The sequence below is a fragment of the Agrobacterium salinitolerans genome (genome assembly GCF_027498475.1).
GTDB classification, from domain to species: Bacteria; Pseudomonadota; Alphaproteobacteria; order Rhizobiales; family Rhizobiaceae; genus Agrobacterium; species Agrobacterium salinitolerans.
Map to the genome: position 1 here is coordinate 400,753 of NZ_JAPZLN010000001.1, position 18,139 is coordinate 418,891.

Annotated in this window: 15 protein-coding genes and 1 tRNA gene; 6 read left to right on the forward strand and 10 right to left on the reverse strand. The window is 58.6% G+C overall.

Annotated features, from left to right (window positions below; all coding sequences use genetic code 11):
- Positions 1 to 43: 43 nt before the first annotated feature.
- Positions 44 to 1,189: a hypothetical protein gene (locus O9X91_RS01885; protein WP_162520450.1), complete on the reverse strand. Its 1,146-nt coding sequence runs from the start codon at positions 1,187 to 1,189 to the stop codon at positions 44 to 46.
- A gap of 254 nt (positions 1,190 to 1,443) precedes the next feature.
- On the opposite strand from O9X91_RS01885, the gene O9X91_RS01890 reads away from it, so the two are divergent.
- The 4 genes from O9X91_RS01890 to O9X91_RS01905 all read left to right on the forward strand — a co-directional run bounded on the left by O9X91_RS01890 (position 1,444) and on the right by O9X91_RS01905 (position 3,493).
- A complete protein-coding gene (locus tag O9X91_RS01890; protein WP_137409728.1) occupies positions 1,444 to 2,406 on the forward strand; it encodes an NAD(P)H-dependent flavin oxidoreductase in 963 nt (320 codons plus the stop codon).
- Positions 2,407 to 2,542: 136 nt separating this feature from the next.
- Positions 2,543 to 2,618 (forward strand) — tRNA-Thr (locus O9X91_RS01895).
- 156 nt (positions 2,619 to 2,774) lie between these two features.
- Entirely contained in the window at positions 2,775 to 2,933 is a 159-nt protein-coding gene (locus tag O9X91_RS01900; RefSeq protein ID WP_020811433.1) for a YqaE/Pmp3 family membrane protein, read from the forward strand.
- A 317-nt stretch (positions 2,934 to 3,250) separates the two neighbouring features.
- Positions 3,251 to 3,493, forward strand: a complete 243-nt coding sequence (locus O9X91_RS01905; protein WP_137409720.1) for a DUF982 domain-containing protein — start codon at positions 3,251 to 3,253, stop codon at positions 3,491 to 3,493.
- Positions 3,494 to 3,588: 95 nt separating this feature from the next.
- On the opposite strand, the gene O9X91_RS01910 is transcribed toward O9X91_RS01905, so the two are convergent.
- The 6 genes from O9X91_RS01910 to O9X91_RS01935 form a co-directional block, all read right to left on the reverse strand.
- A complete protein-coding gene (locus O9X91_RS01910; protein ID WP_162520449.1) occupies positions 3,589 to 3,981 on the reverse strand; it encodes a PRC-barrel domain-containing protein in 393 nt (130 codons plus the stop codon).
- Between the two features lie 128 nt (positions 3,982 to 4,109).
- The gene (locus tag O9X91_RS01915) at positions 4,110 to 4,991 is read right to left on the reverse strand and encodes a helix-turn-helix transcriptional regulator (RefSeq protein WP_269834141.1); all 882 of its coding nucleotides are present in this window, start codon (positions 4,989 to 4,991) and stop codon (positions 4,110 to 4,112) included.
- A 109-nt stretch (positions 4,992 to 5,100) separates the two neighbouring features.
- A complete protein-coding gene (locus tag O9X91_RS01920) occupies positions 5,101 to 7,290 on the reverse strand; it encodes a TonB-dependent siderophore receptor (RefSeq protein WP_269834142.1) in 2,190 nt (729 codons plus the stop codon).
- A gap of 177 nt (positions 7,291 to 7,467) precedes the next feature.
- The gene (locus O9X91_RS01925; protein ID WP_269834275.1) at positions 7,468 to 9,144 is read right to left on the reverse strand and encodes an ABC transporter permease; all 1,677 of its coding nucleotides are present in this window, start codon (positions 9,142 to 9,144) and stop codon (positions 7,468 to 7,470) included.
- A gap of 72 nt (positions 9,145 to 9,216) precedes the next feature.
- Positions 9,217 to 10,233, reverse strand: a complete 1,017-nt coding sequence (locus O9X91_RS01930; protein ID WP_269834144.1) for an extracellular solute-binding protein — start codon at positions 10,231 to 10,233, stop codon at positions 9,217 to 9,219.
- Between the two features lie 148 nt (positions 10,234 to 10,381).
- Positions 10,382 to 11,437 carry an ABC transporter ATP-binding protein gene (locus O9X91_RS01935; RefSeq protein ID WP_269834276.1) on the reverse strand — a complete coding sequence of 352 codons (1,056 nt, stop codon included), beginning with the start codon at positions 11,435 to 11,437 and terminating at the stop codon, positions 10,382 to 10,384.
- Between the two features lie 358 nt (positions 11,438 to 11,795).
- Between O9X91_RS01935 and O9X91_RS01940 the strand changes: the two genes are divergently transcribed.
- A complete protein-coding gene (locus O9X91_RS01940) occupies positions 11,796 to 13,508 on the forward strand; it encodes a long-chain fatty acid--CoA ligase (RefSeq protein WP_269834145.1) in 1,713 nt (570 codons plus the stop codon).
- Between the two features lie 139 nt (positions 13,509 to 13,647).
- A complete protein-coding gene (pgi, locus tag O9X91_RS01945) occupies positions 13,648 to 15,273 on the forward strand; it encodes a glucose-6-phosphate isomerase (RefSeq protein WP_080791449.1) in 1,626 nt (541 codons plus the stop codon).
- Positions 15,274 to 15,335: 62 nt separating this feature from the next.
- Here the strand turns inward: pgi and O9X91_RS01950 are convergent, their stop codons facing one another.
- The 3 genes from O9X91_RS01950 to O9X91_RS01960 all read right to left on the reverse strand — a co-directional run bounded on the left by O9X91_RS01950 (position 15,336) and on the right by O9X91_RS01960 (position 18,077).
- A complete protein-coding gene (locus tag O9X91_RS01950; protein ID WP_077984457.1) occupies positions 15,336 to 16,064 on the reverse strand; it encodes an esterase family protein in 729 nt (242 codons plus the stop codon).
- Positions 16,061 to 17,026 (reverse strand): acetylxylan esterase, encoded by a 966-nt coding sequence (locus tag O9X91_RS01955; protein ID WP_142912654.1) that lies wholly within the window; start codon positions 17,024 to 17,026, stop codon positions 16,061 to 16,063. Before O9X91_RS01955 ends, O9X91_RS01950 begins: the two co-directional genes overlap by 4 nt.
- Before the next feature lie 124 nt (positions 17,027 to 17,150).
- Positions 17,151 to 18,077 (reverse strand): carbohydrate kinase family protein, encoded by a 927-nt coding sequence (locus O9X91_RS01960; RefSeq protein ID WP_142912653.1) that lies wholly within the window; start codon positions 18,075 to 18,077, stop codon positions 17,151 to 17,153.
- Positions 18,078 to 18,139: the final 62 nt, after the last annotated feature.

The window sequence follows — 18,139 nt, forward strand, 5'->3', positions numbered from 1 at the left end:
AAAACGCTGACAGGCGCCTCCTTTCGAGACGCCTGTTTTTCTCTTACTGGCCCGGCAGAATGCGCACAGAATAAAGATTAACCGGGCGGCCGCTGCCATCGATATCGCTGTTGATGAAGATCTTGCCCGGCGCATTGGGGGCGAGAGATCTTTCGAATGTCGTATTTAGCAGCATGTCCGCGCGCTCGGCCGTGGCGGTGAAGCGGTGGCGGGAGCAATCGCCCAATGTCGCGAAATCACAGGCAACGGAAACCTGGGTCTGCCGGTCGCTGGAGGATTGCAGCGTGATCGAAATGGTCGAGGACTTGCCCGCCATATCCCGCATCACCTCCACCGGAACCTCGACGCTGACGGCGCCATCCTGCGAGACACTCCTCGAGGTCAGCTTTATCGCCTTGCCGGCGGGTGTGGCGATGTTTTCCACATTGGCGCGCGGGCCGGCCGAAACACCGGAACCGCCACGCTCCGCGTTGAAGATTTCCACCCAGTCATCGGAAAAACCACGGCCGGCGGAAAGGCGCGGCGCGGGCTCCGTCCCGTTGAAATCCTCCGCCTGCACCTGCGCCGGCGGATTGGGCACGCTGGTATCGCGCTGCTCCGGCGAGAGCAGGAGGCCAGAGGAATAAACCCACCAGGCGCCGAAACCGATGAAGGCCAGAAGCGTCACGTAGATGAAAAGCCGGGCGAAAAGCCCCCGGCGTTTGCGGCGGCCCACCGCGCCTTCCGGGCGGAAGGCAAGCGAAGAATCGCTGGCGCGGGAGCCTCTCTTCGGCGGCTTTCCATTGCGCTGTCCCGCATTCAACGGCGCCGGAGCGACGGCAGCACCCGGTCGAACATCTCGCGTTTCACCACGCAGTTCCGGCTCAACACCCAAATCGCCGTGGTGAGGCGTCTGCGAAACGGGATCGACCGCGTGATCATCCTGTGCCGGACTTTCCGCTACTGGCGGACGCAATTGCTGTTCCACCATATCCAGAAGCCGGTTGCGCTCTTCATTCTCGATCTGGTGGATCAGCCCTTCAAGCCGCTGGCGCTGCTGGGCGACAAGCTGCGGATCGTCTATGCCCTGCTTGCGCAGGCCCGCTTCCAGCGCCTGACGGGAAGATTGATAAATCCGCGCACGAACTTCGGCGTTCGATCTGTCCGATTTTTCCAGAGCATTTCTGATTGCCGTTTCCAGTCCGCTCACGACCGATCCTTGTTCTATTGCGCTTTGCAAAAATATGCGGCGCTGCGCCATGGGTTCACGATTCGGTAACGGCTATACCGCCCCTCCGCAAGCTTCGTTTATGATAAAGACCGGATTGATTTCAGGAAAATCGATCCATTGTGGCGCTACGAACGCAGATTCGAGAGGCGAATGCCGTGCTGTTTTCGCTTTCAATCTGCTGCTGAACGCGATATTGACTTACGTGCGCGTAAACGTAATTCATGGGAGGAGACATGCTACCGTCCGTGCTGAAAGACAATCTGCGTCTTCCGGTCATAGCATCACCGCTATTCATCATTTCACATCCGCAACTGACGCTGGCGCAATGCAAGGCCGGCGTCATCGGCGCTTTCCCGGCACTCAATGCGCGGCCTGAAAGCCAGCTTGACGAATGGCTGGCAATGATTACCGAGGAGCTTGAGGCTCATAACCGGGCCAATCCCGAGCGCCCGGCAGCACCCTTCGCGGTCAACCAGATCGTGCACATGTCCAATCGCCGGCTGGAACATGACCTCAGCCTTTGCGTGAAATACAAGGTGCCGGTGGTGATTTCCTCACTTGGCGCGGTGCCGGAGGTCAATGCGGCCGTGCATTCCTATGGCGGTATCGTGCTCCATGACGTCATCAACGACCGCCATGCCCGCTCCGCCATTCGCAAGGGTGCGGATGGGCTTATCGCGGTGGCGACGGGTGCCGGCGGACATGCGGGCACGCTTTCACCCTTCGCCCTCGTTCAGGAAATCCGCGAATGGTTCGACGGCCCGCTGCTGCTGGCCGGCGCCATCGCCAATGGCGGCTCCATTCTCGCGGCGCAGGCCATGGGCGCGGATATGGCCTATATCGGCTCCCCTTTCATCGCCACCGAGGAAGCGCGCGCATCCGAAGGCTACAAGCAGGCGATTGTGGAAGCGCAGGCCAAGGATATCGTCTATTCGAACTATTTCACGGGTGTGCATGGCAACTACCTGAAAAGCTCGATCGTCGCCTCGGGCATGGACCCCGACAATCTGCCCGAAGCCGATCCTTCAAAAATGGACTTCGAAACAGTCTCCGGCGGCGCCAAGGCCTGGAAAGATATCTGGGGCGCGGGGCAAGGAATCGGCGCCGTCAAGGCGGTGGAACCGGTGGCGGTGCTCGTCGATCGCTTGGCAAATGAATATGAAACGGCCAAAAAGCGCATCTGCGGGAAAGGCTGAAGTCTCGGGCGGACAATGGACAGGCAAAGCTTTTTGCGGAAATTTCAAAACCAGCACATTCAAGGCTTGAAATCCGTGAACATTGCCTGTATCAGCCCGCCATGAAGCTGATCCGCAACAAGCGGGTCAAAATCGGGCCGCTTTAGCTCAGTTGGTAGAGCACGTCATTCGTAATGACGGGGTCACGTGTTCGAGTCACGTAAGCGGCACCATTTCTTCCTTCCAAGGAGTGATCATTACTCGATCAACGCGTCCATGCGATTGATCTTCGCATTGCAACGACCTTGCCGGTCAGAGCGAGATTTGAAACCAAATTGCGGTTATACACGTTGACTGGCCAGTGATCACAAACTGGAAAGCCAATCCTCGTGGACGTCATTCGTATTCTCATCGCCATCATCCTCCCGCCCGTCGGCGTATTTCTTCAGGTCGGGCTCGGCCTGCATTTCTGGCTGAATATTCTTCTGACGCTTTGCGGTTATGTTCCCGGCATCATCCACGCGATCTGGGTGATCCTGCGGAGATGACACCCGCGCTCATCGGCGATCGGACGTCCGCAACATTTTAGTACGTGATTAAATTCTTATTGGATGTTGGAACTTCGTCTTCTCCTTCACGTTATGGTGATGACACCAGCCAAGGAGAAAATCATGAACCAGATCATTTACATCGTCGGCCTCGTCGTCATCGTTCTGGCGATCCTTTCGTTTTTCGGCTTCCGCTGATCCCCGTTGTCAATTCGCTTGCTTGCGCATATCCTAAGTGACAGTGACACACGGCTGCGTTCATGGGTTGCTTTGCTGTCGGGTGTATTTCGGGATCGCGTTGCTCTGGGAGGTGCACGATGAAGAACGAGAGATGGACAGAACCTGTCGAGGTCAACCTTGAGGCGAAGGGCAAGAGTGTCATCGCCGGCCCCTTCGAAGCGCTGACATTGTTGACGGAAGGCTGGCCCAGGATTGGCGGATTGAGCTTCGTGAAAGCCAGAAGCGCCTGCCGTGCCGCCCTTGACGGACGAAAATCGCCCGAAGAAGCGCGCAAATGCTTCACCGATGCGGTTTCCGAGATGCAGAAAAATCCGCATTGATGCACCCAAAAGAAAACGGCTCCTGGAAAGGAGCCGTTCTTTTGTTTGCGACGCTTTCGATGATTAAACAGTCGGAAGCGCATTCTCCTTGGACCTTACATCCAATATGGTGCGACGCCATAATAGTCATAGACCTTACGGTCCCTGGCGTTTAGCAGTTCGTTATCATCGAGATTGGCGAAGTGAGGCGCATTTTCGATCTTTTCCTTGGTGAGGTCGATACGATAGCCGTCGAGTTCTTCGTCGTAATGCAGCTTTTCCCACGGCAGCGGATAATAATCGTCGCCGATGCCGAGGAAGCCGCCGAAGCTCAACACCGCATAGGCGACGCGCCCGCCGCGCTTTTCGAGAATGATGCGCTGTATCGAGCCGATATGCTTGCTGTCGGCTCCATAGACACGGGTGCCTTCCACCTTGTCGCTGGCGATCAGGCTCGGCGTATCCTTGACATAGGGGTCCTGTCCGACGCGGGGTTCCTGATGCAACATGATAGTTTCCTCCATCGATTTCTTCGTTGGTGTCACGCCTGGTAAACCCCGGCACCCGGCAAATCGTTCCGAAGAGTTTCCGGCTTCGTGACCGGATTTTTTTGAAGGAGGAGGGAACGAAACGGCGCCTATTGGCGGATTTTCTGCCAGACGGAAGGGGAAACGCCGACCATCTTGCGGAAGACGCGGGAAAAATGCGCCTGATCCGAAAAACCGGCGGCAATCGCGATATCGGTCAGCGCCATGTCCGGCCGCATCATCAGTTCCTTGACGCGATCGATGCGTGCCTGCATCTGCCATTGGTGCGGCGGTACACCGGTGGAAGCCTTGAAGGCGTGGCTGAAATGGGCTTGCGACAGGTTGGTGAGTTCCGCAAGTTCCTCCAGCCGGATCGACCGCAGGCAATGTTCACGGATATAATCGGTCGCGGCCCGCAATTGCCAGGCGGCAAGCTTGCTGCGTTTCCTGACCGGCTCCCTTTTCACCTTCAGGAAGTCCGTCAAGAGCGCCAGCACGAGGCTTTCGCCGTAGAGGTCATGCAGCGGATCGGGACTATCGCATTCGGCGGCGATCAGCCGGGCGAGCGCCAGCAGGCGTTCATCCTCGAACATCAGATGCGGGTCGAGCAGGCTGTGCGGATCGAAGCCCTGCGCCAACCGGGCGCCCAGCAATCCCGCATCGAAATGCAGATCGAGATGGCGCACGAAGGAGACATTGCTGAGTTCGGCGTGCACATCGAGATCGGCGGGCACGAAGGAAATCCGGTTCGCCCTGGACGAGCCGTAAGTGTCGCGGCGGCAGCGGTTCATCATGAAACGGCTGTCATCCGTCCCGTCCATATCCAGCAGGAAAACGAAACGCGGATCCTTGCCGACATAACGGCCGCCCGCCTTCGGGGCACAACGCACATCCCAGAGATCGGCGACGACGCCGTTCCACACCCGCGAACGCGGCCCGCCGATAACAGCGAAACCCTCGATCTCATTTTCCATCCGCACGCGGAAAGCCATGGCCTCTCGATCCCGCAGGGCGCCATGGCGCCACTATAAACATGATAAATCTATTCATGTTTATAGTGGCAAACTGCTTACCCCGCAACTGCCGGGCTTCGGCCAAGCATTACCACTTCTTGGAAAGCTTGAAGGTGACGGTGCGGCTATCGCCCCAGCCGCAAACGGAGACGCCGGCGCAGCTTTTCACATATTCCTTGTCGAAGACATTGGCGACGTTGACTGAGGCCGTCCAGTCGTTCTTCTCATAGCGGATCGCGGCATCAAAGACCGCAGCGTCTGGAACACGCAGCGTATTTGCCTCATCCGCCCAGGATTTACCCTGATACCGTACGCCGCCGCCGAGGCTCAGCCCATCGAGTGCATCATTGGTGAAGGTATAGTCCAGCCACAGCGAGGCGGTTTGGGTGGGCACGATCCAGGGCGATTTGCCGATAAGGTTCGGGTTGGCATCGCGGGTAATCTCGAGATCCGTATAGGAATAGGAGGCGAGCGCCTTCCAGTTCTCGCTGAGATTGGCTTTGGCCTCCAGCTCAAAGCCAGTGGATTCCACCTGCCCGAACTGACCGCTCGTGGTTATGCCGCCGGCGGTATAGGACACGATGGCATTGTCCTTGACCAGCTTGAAGACGGAGGCCGTGATGCTGCCGTCGAAGAAGCTCGGCTCGTATTTGATGCCGGCTTCGAACTGATGCCCTTCCTCCGGGGACGCCGGGGTGCCGTCGGCAAGCGTATCGATCAGCGGATTGAAGAAGGTGGCGGCCGAGATATAAGGGGTCAGACCATTATCGAATTCATAGGCCAGACCGGCACGTCCGCTCAGCGCGTCGTCATTGGAGCGGCGGGAAACACCCGCCGGCAGCCTGTTGTTCAGTTCCGTATCGACATAATCATAACGGCCATTCAGCGTGACCAGCCAGCCATCGCCAAACCGCAACTGATCCTGGGCATAGATGCCGATCTGCTGCTGGGTGACGATATTGTCGGCATAAACGAAGTTCGTTCCCTGTGTCGAGCCATAGACCGGCTTCTGCGCGCCGATCGCATTCGATCCGCAGCAGGCCTGCACCTGATCCAGCCGGTAATATTTATAATCAAGGCCGAACAGCAGCGAATGGCTGACCGCGCCGGTATCGAACTGGCCTTCGACGCGGTTGTCGCTGCCGAAGCTGTCGACCTTCGACAAACCGTCATAACCGAAGCGGGTCAGCATATAGTCGTTGGTGGTGGGATCGAGGATCGGCTGACCGTTGGCATCGGCATTGGCCCAGCCGCCCGGATAGGGCCCTTTCTCATGCTTGTGGAGGTAGCCATAGCGGGCGTTCTGGCTGATCTTCCAGCCGTTGTCGAATTCATGGCTGACCTCGTAACCCACCATGGACTGGTAGACGCGGCCATTATCGATATCCGGCTCGCCATAAAAGGCCTTGCGGTCAAGCTTGCCGAAGGGGGCGTCGACCACGGTGCCGACATAGGGCAGGAAACCGTTGCCGATATGAACCTGATCAAGCGCCGAGAAATAGCCGTAGAGCGTGGCGCTTGTCTGTGCGTCCGGCTCGAAGGTGATCTGCGGCATGATGAAACCGCGCAGATCCTCGGAATAGTCAGTGTAATTGTCGCCGCCCGAGACCTTGCCGGTGACGCGGTATTTCCACACGCCTTCACCATCGACCTTGTCGCCGAGATCGAAACCGAAGAAGGCATTGCCGAAATTATTGATGCCGATTTCCGTTTCGCGCACCGGCTCATCCTGCGGGCGCTTACGGACCATCTGCACGATACCACCGGGATTGGCGCCACCGTAAAGCACAGAGGCGGGGCCCTTTAGAACTTCCACGCGCTCCAGACCGTAGGCATCCATCTGGAAACCGCCGAAACCGTAGCTGAACAGGTTCAGACCATCCAGAAACACGCCCGTCTGGGTGGCCTGGAAGCCACGAATGTAAAACCAGTCCGTGTCGGGGTCGGCGCCGAAAGGCTCCGCCGTCACACCGGGGGTATAACGCAGCACCTCGTCGATTTTCGTCACCGCGCCGCGGTCATCCATTTCCTGGCGGCCGACGACCGATACGGATTGCGGAATATCCTTGGTTTCCGTCTCGGTTTTCGAACCGCTGGCGCTTTTCGTCGCGACATAACCCCGGACCGGGCCAGTCGCGTTTTCCGCGCCCTGCCCTTCAACGGTAATCTGCTGCAGAACGGTCGTTTCCTGCGCGTGGCCCATCACGGGCCCCATCAGAACAACGGCAGCCGTTCCCAACAGCAGACGGCTCAAAAACATCCCATGCAAATTTTTCAAGATATGCCCCGAAACAGATCGCAGCCGGTATCATATCCGACAGGCCGCAGCGCCTCAATTAAGATGAGTGTTTACATCAGGATTAAGGCGGGATGCTTGTCGTTTTCGGGGCTGATTTGAAGCTTATTGGCTTCTCACACAGTTTTAGACCCGCCATTTGTGAGGGCGGACATGGAATCAGCCCTTGCGTCGGCCGATCCTCGCAAGCAGCACCACAGGGAGCATGCCGATGACGACAATCGCCAGAGCTGCGATAGACGCCTCCTCATAGGTGCCGCGTGCCGCTTCACCATAAAGATGGGTGGCGAAGGTTTCGAAATTGAGCGGGCGAAGGAGAAGCGTGGCGGGAAGTTCCTTGACGCAATCGACGAAGATCAGCAGTGCCGCCGCCGCCAGCGAAGCCTTGGAAAGCGGCAGATGAATCTGGCGGAAGGTCTGGGTCGCGGAACGCCCAAGCGTGCGCGAGGCGTGATCGAAGGATTGCGGGATGCGGCTGAGCCCCGCATCGACACCACCAGCGGCAATGGTAAGGAAACGGGCGCAATAGGCATAGATGAGGGCCGCACCACTGCCGATGAAGATAAGGCCGGTAGAAATGCCGAACCAGTCACGCATGGTCTGATCTACAAAACGGTCGAAACCGCCAAGCGCGATCAGCACGCCGATGGCGATGACCGTGCCCGGGGCCGCATATCCAACCGTCGAAAGGCGATAGGACCAGCGCGCGAGACGTCCCGGTGCAAGCCGCATTGCGTAAGCAACCGCGAGCCCGAGGATAAGGGTGATCGCCGTCGCCAGCCCGGCAAAGAGGATGGTGTTCGCTGCCTCGTCGGCAAAGCGCGCCGACAGGCCGCTGAAGCGGAACCGCTTCCATGCCTCGATGAAGAGATAGCTCGCCGGCGCCACGAAGCCGATCAGGACCGGCAGGCTGCCAAGCGCAAAGGCCGCCCAGCCCTTCGGGCCGGTCAACCGCAGCGGCTCCAGTTCCCTGTTTTTCTGCGCCGAAACCGCATAACGCTGCCTGCGCCGCGCCCAGCGCTCCAGCGCCACGAGGGCAACAACGATGAACAACATGGATAGCGCGATCTGCGCCGCACCCGGCAGGTCAGATTTCGTGACCCAGGTGGTGTAGACGGAAACGGTGAGAGTGCGGACGCCAAGGAACTCCGAAGCGCCTATATCATTCAGCGCTTCCATCAGCGCAAGACTGATGCCGACCGCAATCGCTGGTCGCGCCAGCGGCACTGCCACCTTGAAGAAGGCCGCGCGTCTGGAAACGCCGAGCGTTCGCGCCGCTTCCAGCAGGTTTCCCGCCTGCGTCAGGAACATGGCGCGCACGGGAATATAGACATAGGGAAACAGCACGAAACCGAGAAGGACGATGCAGCCCGTCATGGACCTTATGTCCGGCAGACGGAACTCACGCGGGCTGGAATAACCGAGCAGCCAGCGGATCGCACCCTGCACCGGTCCTATCGGATGCAGAATATCCAGATAGGCGTAAGCGACGATATAGGTGGGCATGGCCAGCGGCAGCAGCAGCGCCCATTCCAATATTTTGCGGCCGGGAAAATCATAAGCGGTGACCAGCCAGGCGGCATAGGTTCCGACGACACCGGCCAGCAGCCCGACCCCGGCGAGAAGGATCGCCGTATCCGGAAGCGCCGTCCAGAGCACGGTCGAGCCGAGATGCGCCCACAGGCCGTCCGAGCCCTGCACCGCCTGCGAAACAAGCGCCAGAACTGGCACCATGGCGCCACAAACCGCCAGCAAAGAAAGGCCCAGCCACCAGAAGGTGGAGGAAAACCTGGCTCTCGCCGGGGGGGTCAATGGCTGGATGGCGTCTGGATTCATGTGCTTCTGGAAAATACGCGGAAAGGCGTCCGCGGGTGCGAACGCCTTCCACATTGTTATCGTCGACTGGCCTTACTTGTCGAAACCGACCTTGTCGACCAGCTCGCTCGCCTGCTTGCGATGCGAGACGATTTCCGTGAGCGGCTTGTTGTCGATCTTCAGCGTGCCGAAGGAAGCGATGATCTCGTTGAGAGCCGCGCCCTGCTTGACCGGATATTCGTAGTTGGCTTCAGCATAAATCTTCTGGGCTTCGTCGGAGACGAGATATTCCAGAAGCTTGACGGCTTCCGCCTTGTTCGGAGCGTTCTTGGCCACGGCTGCGCCGCTGATATTGACCTGCGTGCCGCCATTTTTGAAGGTCGGCAGAACCACCTTGATGGCATCGCCCCACTTCACCTGCTCCTCGCCGCCCTTGCCCGAGCGCATCAGGCCGACATAATAGGAGTTGGCAATGCCGATATCGCAAATGCCGCCGAGAATGTCCTTGGCAACGTCACGGTCGCCGCCGCCGGCCTTGCGGGCCAGGTTTTCCTTGACGCCGGCAAGCCACTTTTCGGTGTCCGCAGCGCCGTAATGGGCAATGTAGTCGGCAAACAGCGCCGTGTTATAGGGATGCTGGCCGGCGCGAATGCAGACCTTGCCCTTCCACTGCGCATCCGCCAGATCTTCATAGTTGAAGGCGGCGAGATCGAGATCCTTCGCTGCGTAGAGAACACGGGCGCGCATGGACAGCGCGAACCAGTGACCCTTGGCATCGCGAAGCTCAGCGGGAACAGCCTTGGTCAGGGTCTCGGATTCGACCGCCTGGGTGACACCCTTTTCGGCGAGATCAACGAGATTACCGGCATCCACCGTCATCAGAACGTCGGCAGGCGAGCTTGCGCCCTCGCTCAGAACGCGCTCGGCAAGACCATCCTTCAGGAACACGGTATTGACCTTGACGCCGCTCGAGGCAGTGAAAGAGTCGAGCAGCGGCTGGATCAGGCCCGGTTCGCGGGTGGTATAAATGTTGAGTTCAGCAGCGCTGGCCGTTCCGGCCGCAAAGGCAACCGTGCTGGCAAGCAGGGCGAATCTCGTAAATTTCGTCATGTTTTGTCTCCCTCTGCGATAGCGGCAATATGGAGGAGCAGACATCATACATGACGCGCCAAATCAAGTTTTATTTCTCTGTTTTCAAGGCGGAATCGATCACCAAGAGTTGAAAATGAAGCGAGAATAAGCATGCAAATCCGCTCACTCAACCTCCAGTAAATATCAACACTCCCTTGGGATCGATACCGAAGCGCACCGTCTTGGTCCGGGTGGGTGTGCGCTGCATCGTCCTCACACGCAGATCTGCCGAAAGTCCGGGCACGGCTATGCCAAGCTGCTCGATCTCCCCGAGGAAGACACGGCTCGATATTTCGCCGGCAATTCCTTCTTTCGCCGCACCGTCCTCGATGATCGAAATCGCATTTGGGCGAACATAGGCAACGGCGGCGAGACCGTCAGGCAGATCGAACGCATCGCCCAGAAGCCCGAGCGGCGTTTCGACGCGGCCCTGTCTCATCCGGCCCTCGATCTTGTTGAAGGCGCAGAAAAAATCGGCCGCATAACGGGTTTTGGGATGATCGTGGATTTCGTAACCCGTACCGCTCTGCACGATGCGACCTTGCTGCATCAGAACCACACGGTCGCCTGCGGAAAGCGCTTCTTCCGGATCATGGGTGACCATGATCGCCGTGGTGCCCAGCTGCCGCAGGAGCCCGAGCGTTTCCTCACGCACACTGTCTCGCAGTCCCCTGTCCAGATTGGAAAAGGGTTCGTCCATCAGAAGTAGGCCCGGCTGCGGGGCAAGCGCGCGGGCAAGAGCCACACGCTGCTGCTCCCCGCCCGACAGCGTATGCGGATAACGTTTCGCCAGTTCCTGCAGGTGAACATGTTCGATCATTTCCGCAGCACGACGACGCGCCTCCGCCTTCGGCAGCGACCGTAGACCGAACATGACATTCTGTTCCACGGTCAGATGCGGGAACAACGCATAGTCCTGAAAGACGAAACCGATATTGCGCTTTTCCGGCTCCACGAAAACAGCGGGACCGGCAACGACAGCGCCGTTCAGGGAAACGCTGCCATGGTCTGATGTCTCCACACCCGCCACGATGCGCAGCAAGGTCGATTTTCCACAGCCGGAGCGCCCCACCAGGCAAATGATTTCGCCGCGTTCGACGGAAAGATCGATATCGGACAGCACATCCGTATCGCCGAATCTCTTCCCGACCGATTTCAGTTCCAGCGCTACTCTGCCTGCCATTTCCAATCCTGCCCTGCTTTGCGAATTATGTTGATCGCTCAAATCAGGATTAAAGTCAAAAAAGCCTGGCGAAATGCGTTTCTCCTCATGGATTGGCGCAATGTGCGGCAGCAATATTGACGTTTACGTTAGAGTTAAATAAGCTTTGCCGACAAGATGGACGTTAAGGGATTACGCGTCTATCATTCGTCACCGGGGAGCGAGAGGAGCGGTCGATCCGGTGACGCCACACGGGGTTCCCTCAATCAGGCTGATTGGGCCGCCTGAATGCGGGCGCTTCGTGAATGTCAGGCAGCACAAAGCGCCTCTTCGCGGTTCATCGAACGCGCGGCGCGACAAAGACTCTGGGAGGAGCAGCATGAGTGAATTGTCCCTGGGACATCCGGAGAATGTCGGTGTTACCAAACGCTGGCTGGCATCCTATCCGCCGGGCGTGCCTTCAGAGATCCCCGCCTCGACAAATGCCTCGCTCGTCGACCTTCTCGAAAAGAGTTGCAAGCAATTTGCCGATCGCAAGGCCTTTTCCAGCATGGGAAAGTCCCTGACCTATCGGGAACTGGACGCCGAGACCCGCGCGGTCGCTGCCTGGCTGCAGTCCAGAGGGTTGGAAAAAGGCGACCGGGTTGCCGTGATGATGCCGAATATCCTGCAAAATCCCGTCGCGGTTTATGGAATTCTGCGGGCGGGCATGGTCGTGGTCAATGTCAACCCGCTCTATACCCCGCGCGAACTGGAACACCAGCTGAAAGATTCCGGCGCGAAAGCCCTGTTCGTGCTGGAAAACTTCGCCCATGTGGCGCAGCAGGCGGTACCAAAAACCGCGGTGCGGCATGTGGTCGTCGCCGCGATGGGCGATCTTCTCGGCCTCAAGGGTCATATCGTCAATCTGGTGGTTCGCAAGGTCAAGAAGCTGGTGCCCGCCTACGCCATTCCCGGCTCGATCAGCTTCAAGGCCATGCTGAAGGAAGGCCAGGGATTTTCCTTGAAGCCGGTTAGCCTCACGGCACAGGACATCGCCTTCCTGCAATATACCGGTGGAACGACTGGCGTCTCAAAGGGTGCGGTTCTCACCCATGCCAACCTTCTGGCCAACAAGCTTCAGATCAGCCTGTGGCTGGACGCCGCCTTCAACGGCCGAAAGGACCGCCCTGATGTTCTGAACTTCATCTGCGCGCTGCCGCTCTGTCACATCTTCGCATTGACGGTGAATTCGCTGATGGGCATTGCGCTCGGCGGCCACAATCTGCTGATCGCCAATCCACGCGACATTCCCGGCTTCGTGAAGGAACTGACGCATTATCAGCCGCATATTTTCCCCGGCATCAACACGCTTTTCAACGCGCTGATGAACAATGAGGATTTCCGCAAACTCGATCTGTCATCGCTCATTCTGGTTCTCGGTGGCGGCATGGCCGTGCAGAGGCCTGTCGCGGAACGCTGGCTTTCCATCGTCGGCTGCCCGATTGCCGAGGGTTACGGCCTCTCCGAGACATCACCCGTTGCAACGGTCAATCGTCTCGATTCCACGGAATTCAGCGGCACCATCGGCCTGCCCATCTCCTCTACGGAAATCGATATTCGCGACGAGGACGGCAAGAGCCTGCCAACAGGTGAAGTCGGCGAGATCTGCATTCGTGGCCCGCAGGTCATGGCCGGCTATTGGCAGAGGCCGGATGAAACCGCGAAAGCCATGACGGCGGACGGCTTCTTCCGTTCCGGCGACATGGGCTTCATGGACGAGCGCGGTTACACCAAGATCGTCGACCGCAAGAAGGACATGATCCTCGTTTCCGGTTTCAACGTCTATCCGAACGAAGTAGAGGAAGTGGCCGCCAGCCATCCGGGCGTGCTGGAATGCGCCGCAATCGGTGTTCCGGATGAACATTCCGGCGAAACCGTTAAGCTTTTCGTCGTCAAGAAGGACCAGTCGCTCACGGAAGCGGAACTCAAGGCCTTCTGCGCCAAGAGCCTGACCAACTACAAAAGGCCGAAAATCATCGAGTTCCGCACCGAGTTGCCGAAATCGAATGTCGGCAAAATCTTGCGGCGCGAATTGCGCAATCTGAACTGATTGTCACGCGCAATGGGGAGAGCCGGGCGACCGGCTCTTTCTTTCGTCCCGGCCCTTTTCTTTTATCAAAGTCGCCTTGATTTGGCCGCCTGAAAAAGAATAGTTTCCTCATCCTTCCACGGAAGCCGAGGAGCACAAGATGCAGGCCACCATCGAAAAACTGAAAGCAACGGCGAGCAGCACAGCCGCAACCGATCTGCGCGCCGCCTTTGCGGCAGACGACAAGAGATTCAGCCGTTTCAGCGCCAAATTCGATGACCTGTTGATGGACTACTCCAAATGCGCCGTGAATGAGGAGATCGTCACACTTCTCGAACAGCTCGCGCGCGAAGGCGGCGTCGAGGCCAAGCGCGAAGAAATGTTCTCCGGCAAGGCGATCAACTTCACCGAAGACCGCGCCGTGCTGCATACGGCGCTACGCAATCGCTCCAACACGCCGGTTCTCGTGGACGGCAAGGACGTGATGCCCGATGTGAACGCCGTTCTGGCGGCCATGGGCAAGTTTGCCGATGCGATCCGTTCCGGCTCCCTCAAGGGTGCGACCGGCAAAAAGATCACCGACGTCATCAATATCGGCATCGGCGGCTCCGATCTCGGCCCGGTCATGGCGACGCTGGCGCTCGCACCGTTCCATGATGGCCCGCGCGCGCATTTCGTTTCCAACATCGATGGCGCGCATATTGCCGATACGCTGAAGCTCATCGACCCCGAGACCTCGCTCTTCATCGTGGCGTCGAAGACCTTCACCACCATCGAGACGATGACGAACGCCGCCACCGCGCGCCGCTTCATCGCCGAGAAGCTCGGTGAGGCTGCCGTCAAGCATCACTTCGCCGCCGTTTCCACCGCGCTGGAAAAAGTTGCCGCCTTCGGCATCGAAAGCGACCGCATCTTCGGTTTCTGGGACTGGGTGGGCGGACGTTATTCGATCTGGTCGGCCATTGGCCTGCCGCTGATGATCGCCATCGGCCCGGATAATTTCGGCAAGTTCCTGGATGGTGCACATGCCATGGACAGGCACTTCCGCGAGGCACCGATCCGAGAAAACCTGCCGATGCTGCTCGGTCTCATCGGTTTTTATAACCGTAACGTGCTGAATTATCCGACACGCGCAATCCTGCCTTATGACCAGCGGCTGTCGCGTTTCCCCGCCTATCTGCAGCAGCTCGACATGGAGTCGAACGGCAAGGGTGTGACCATCGACGGCACGCCCGTCGAAGGCCAGTCCGGCCCGGTCGTCTGGGGTGAGCCCGGCACCAACGGCCAGCACGCCTTCTATCAGCTCATCCATCAGGGCACGAGCGTCATTCCGGCGGAATTCATGATCGCCGCCAATGGTTTTGAGCCAGAACTGCGCCACCAGCACCAGCTTCTCATCGCCAATTGCCTGGCGCAATCGGAAGCGCTGATGAAGGGCCGTACGCTTGCAGAAGCGAAAGCCCAGCTCACCTCCAAGGGCATGGAAGACAGCCAAGCCGATTTCATCGCGCCGCACCGCGTCTTCACCGGCAACCGCCCGTCCATCACCTTCGTCTACGACAAGCTGACGCCTTTTGCGCTTGGCCGCCTCATCGCGCTTTACGAACACCGCGTTTTCGTCGAAGGCGTGCTGTTCCGTATCAACTCCTTCGACCAATGGGGCGTGGAGCTTGGCAAGGAATTGGCAACCGGCCTGCTTCCCGTCGTCGAAGGCAAGGAAAGTGCGGCGGGCCATGACAGCTCGACGCAGGGACTGGTGAAGGCGCTAGCGGGTCTGGCGGGCTGAGGTTCGTTACGACCAAGATCCAAAAAAGCCGGAGACACCTCCGGCTTTTTTAATGGGGCGGCTCAAATATAAAGCGCGGCCATCTTGCGCCACGCACCCGCACGGTGGGCGCGGCCGTCCCAGACGTGCATCCGATGCCCCACCTGCTTATCCGACAGGACACGGCTCAGATGATGATTGTTGTCCAGAAACGGGTCGGCATCGCCGATGGTGAAGACCATGTCGATACGCCGCAGGTGATCAAGCCGCCATGGGCAGTCAAGGCCCGGAAGAAAGTGGCTGGGTGTATGGAAATAGACGTCGTCGTCGTAATAACCGTCTAACAGATCGCCGAAGGATTCCACCTTCATCGTCAGATCATACCGACCGGAAAAGGCGACGAGCTTGCGAAAAAGATGCGGGTGGCGAAAGACGAGGCTGGCGGCCTGAAATGCACCGAGACTGCAACCCTGCACAATGGTGCTGCCGTGAGGATTTTTCTCTGACATCAGCGGCAGCACTTCGTTCAGAATATACTCTTCGAAAGCGGCATGGCGGCGAATGCGATCGGCGGGATGATGCCAGGCCGCATAGAAGGTCTCTCTGGCCAGCCCCTCTATGCAATAAAGCTGAAGGTGGCCCGCCTCCAGCTTGTCAGCGAGACTGCCGACAAGGCCCAGTTCCTCATATTCGAAAAATCGCCCGTCGCGTGTCGGGAACATCAGCACCTTCGCACCGGCATGACCGAATATCAGGAGCTCCATGTCACGATGGAGCCTGTGACTATACCAACGGAAATATTCGCGTTTCATGGCACCTTGAAAAACCGTCTGACCTTGTCCTTATGGACCGCATCTTGCGATGCGCTGTCAGGGTAATCGAAATGTCCGGCGTCGAGGATGAAGATTTCATTAAATTTCGATTCTGGCAAAGCATTGGCCACGGCGAACTGGCAAGGTGGCGCCACTGCCGGATCGAAAAGCGCAGGCGCGACCAGCATCGGGACTTTTATGCGGGCGGCAGCACAGGCGGCATCGAACAGGCGCAGCGTTTCGAGCACATGGGCGTGGGTCTTGGAATAGGCCTGGACGGCATCCGCGCTGCCAACAGTCGGTAACGTCAACCAGAACGGCCTGTGGCCGAATGTCGGCACGACAAGGTGGCCACGATCAATGCGCTTGTCGAAAGGAATGGCCAGGGCACCGATGCCGCCGCCGAAACTGATGCCGCTGTAACCCACCCGCCCGTCCAGCCAGGGATAAAGGCTTATGAGCGTGGAAACGGCAACCCACAGATCGTCAACGCAGCCGCCGATGACGTAATCGTCCTTCCTGTCGATATTATAGAGAACATGTAGGGCCGGATCGGACGAGATCGGCGGACAGGTGCTGAGCGAAAGCCCACGAAAACAGGGAAACAACACGGCCGTCTCTTCCACGGGCACGTCAAAATCAGGAGCCTCGCGACCGCCATAACCATGGCCAACAACGAGGCCGCGACGCACCTGTCCCTCGCGCGGCAAAAGCAGCCATCCGCCGATGCGAAAACCGTCGGTGGATGTGTAGGTCAAATCTAGGACATGCCAGCGGGGGTCGCTGAGCCTGCTCTTGCGCAGCACCGGCCGGGGATCCGTGGCGAGCGCGCGGCGATAGCGCTTTTTCCAGAAATCATCGAAGCCGGGTGGCGCCTCGGGCGGGGTGATGGCCAGCAGCTGTTCACGCTGCATGCCATAGGTCGGGTCGAAATCAAAAGGATGGGACTTGGGAACGCTCATGCGACGCTTGTTTCGTGAAAAAACAGCGGACACAAGCTTCATAATATCGAAATAACGGTTTTTTACGGCTTTAGCGCCGGGAAGAGTGTTGAACCACTCGTTCAAAATGGTTCAACCGCGCCCATCACAAACCGATTTCATGCGCAAAGGGCGGATTTGCCCCGGCCCGCGAAACGGTGACTGCCGCAGCCTTTGCCCCCAGCGCAAGCGCCTTTCTGATCTGCTCTTCCGTCAGGGAGGCAACCTGCGCCTTGGTGAGAAGACCCTGCATTTTCAGCGAAGCCAGAATGCCGGCATCGAAGGTGTCACCAGCACCAACGGTATCCACGACCTCGACGCGTTCAGAGGCGACTTCAACCTTCAAGCCGGAGGTGTAGCCCACCGCGCCCTTAGCGCCACGGGTGACGACGACCAGCTTTGCACCGTGATGCAGCCAATGGCGGGCAAGCGTGTCCTCATCCCCTTCAAGACCGAACCAGGCGAGGTCCTCATCCGAGAACTTGACGATATCAGACATGGCGGCCATGCGGCGGATGCGGGCCATATGCGACTGCTTGTCCTTGATGAAACCGGGGCGGATATTGGGATCGAGCGAAATGACACGGCTTTCATGCTCGCGTGTCATCAGCGCCTCATAGGTGCTGCCGCAGGGCTCCGGGATAAGGCTGATCGCGCCGAAATGCAGCGCCTCGCAATCCGCGCCCAGTGCCGGAAGCTCCTTCTCGGTAATCATCCGGCCAGAGGTGTTCTCGTCGTAGAACGCATAGGTCGCATGACCTTCCACCAGCTTCACGAAGGCGATGGTGGTCGGGCGCGAAAGGGTGGCGCAATAGCTGAAATCGACATTGCTGGCGCGCAGGGTTTCCCGCAGGATATCACCCATCATGTCATCGGAAAGACCCGTGAAGAAGGCGGAAGGAACGCCGAGACGCCCCAGCGCAATCGCCGTATTGAAGACCGCTCCGCCTGCATAGGGGGCAAAACCCGCCTCGCCCAGCGTCGTCTGCCGGGGCAGCATGTCGATCAGGGCTTCACCACAACACAGGATCATTACGGTCCTCCTCAAAACAGCAAATCAAATGAACTTAAATCGATTTAGACGAAGATCGATCG

Bases quoted from the DNA above. Each gene is read 5' to 3' on its own strand.
- O9X91_RS01890 (WP_137409728.1), top strand. From the start codon at position 1,444: ATGCTACCGTCCGTGCTGAAAGACAATCTGCGTCTTCCGGTCATAGCA.
- O9X91_RS01905 (WP_137409720.1), top strand. From the start codon at position 3,251: ATGAAGAACGAGAGATGGACAGAACCTGTCGAGGTCAACCTTGAGGCG.
- O9X91_RS01910 (WP_162520449.1), bottom strand. From the start codon at position 3,981: ATGTTGCATCAGGAACCCCGCGTCGGACAGGACCCCTATGTCAAGGAT.
- O9X91_RS01915 (WP_269834141.1), bottom strand. From the start codon at position 4,991: ATGGCTTTCCGCGTGCGGATGGAAAATGAGATCGAGGGTTTCGCTGTT.
- O9X91_RS01925 (WP_269834275.1), bottom strand. From the start codon at position 9,144: ATGAATCCAGACGCCATCCAGCCATTGACCCCCCCGGCGAGAGCCAGG.
- O9X91_RS01930 (WP_269834144.1), bottom strand. From the start codon at position 10,233: ATGACGAAATTTACGAGATTCGCCCTGCTTGCCAGCACGGTTGCCTTT.
- O9X91_RS01935 (WP_269834276.1), bottom strand. From the start codon at position 11,437: ATGGCAGGCAGAGTAGCGCTGGAACTGAAATCGGTCGGGAAGAGATTC.
- O9X91_RS01940 (WP_269834145.1), top strand. From the start codon at position 11,796: ATGAGTGAATTGTCCCTGGGACATCCGGAGAATGTCGGTGTTACCAAA.
- pgi (WP_080791449.1), top strand. From the start codon at position 13,648: ATGCAGGCCACCATCGAAAAACTGAAAGCAACGGCGAGCAGCACAGCC.
- O9X91_RS01950 (WP_077984457.1), bottom strand. From the start codon at position 16,064: ATGAAACGCGAATATTTCCGTTGGTATAGTCACAGGCTCCATCGTGAC.
- O9X91_RS01955 (WP_142912654.1), bottom strand. From the start codon at position 17,026: ATGAGCGTTCCCAAGTCCCATCCTTTTGATTTCGACCCGACCTATGGC.
- O9X91_RS01960 (WP_142912653.1), bottom strand. From the start codon at position 18,077: ATGATCCTGTGTTGTGGTGAAGCCCTGATCGACATGCTGCCCCGGCAG.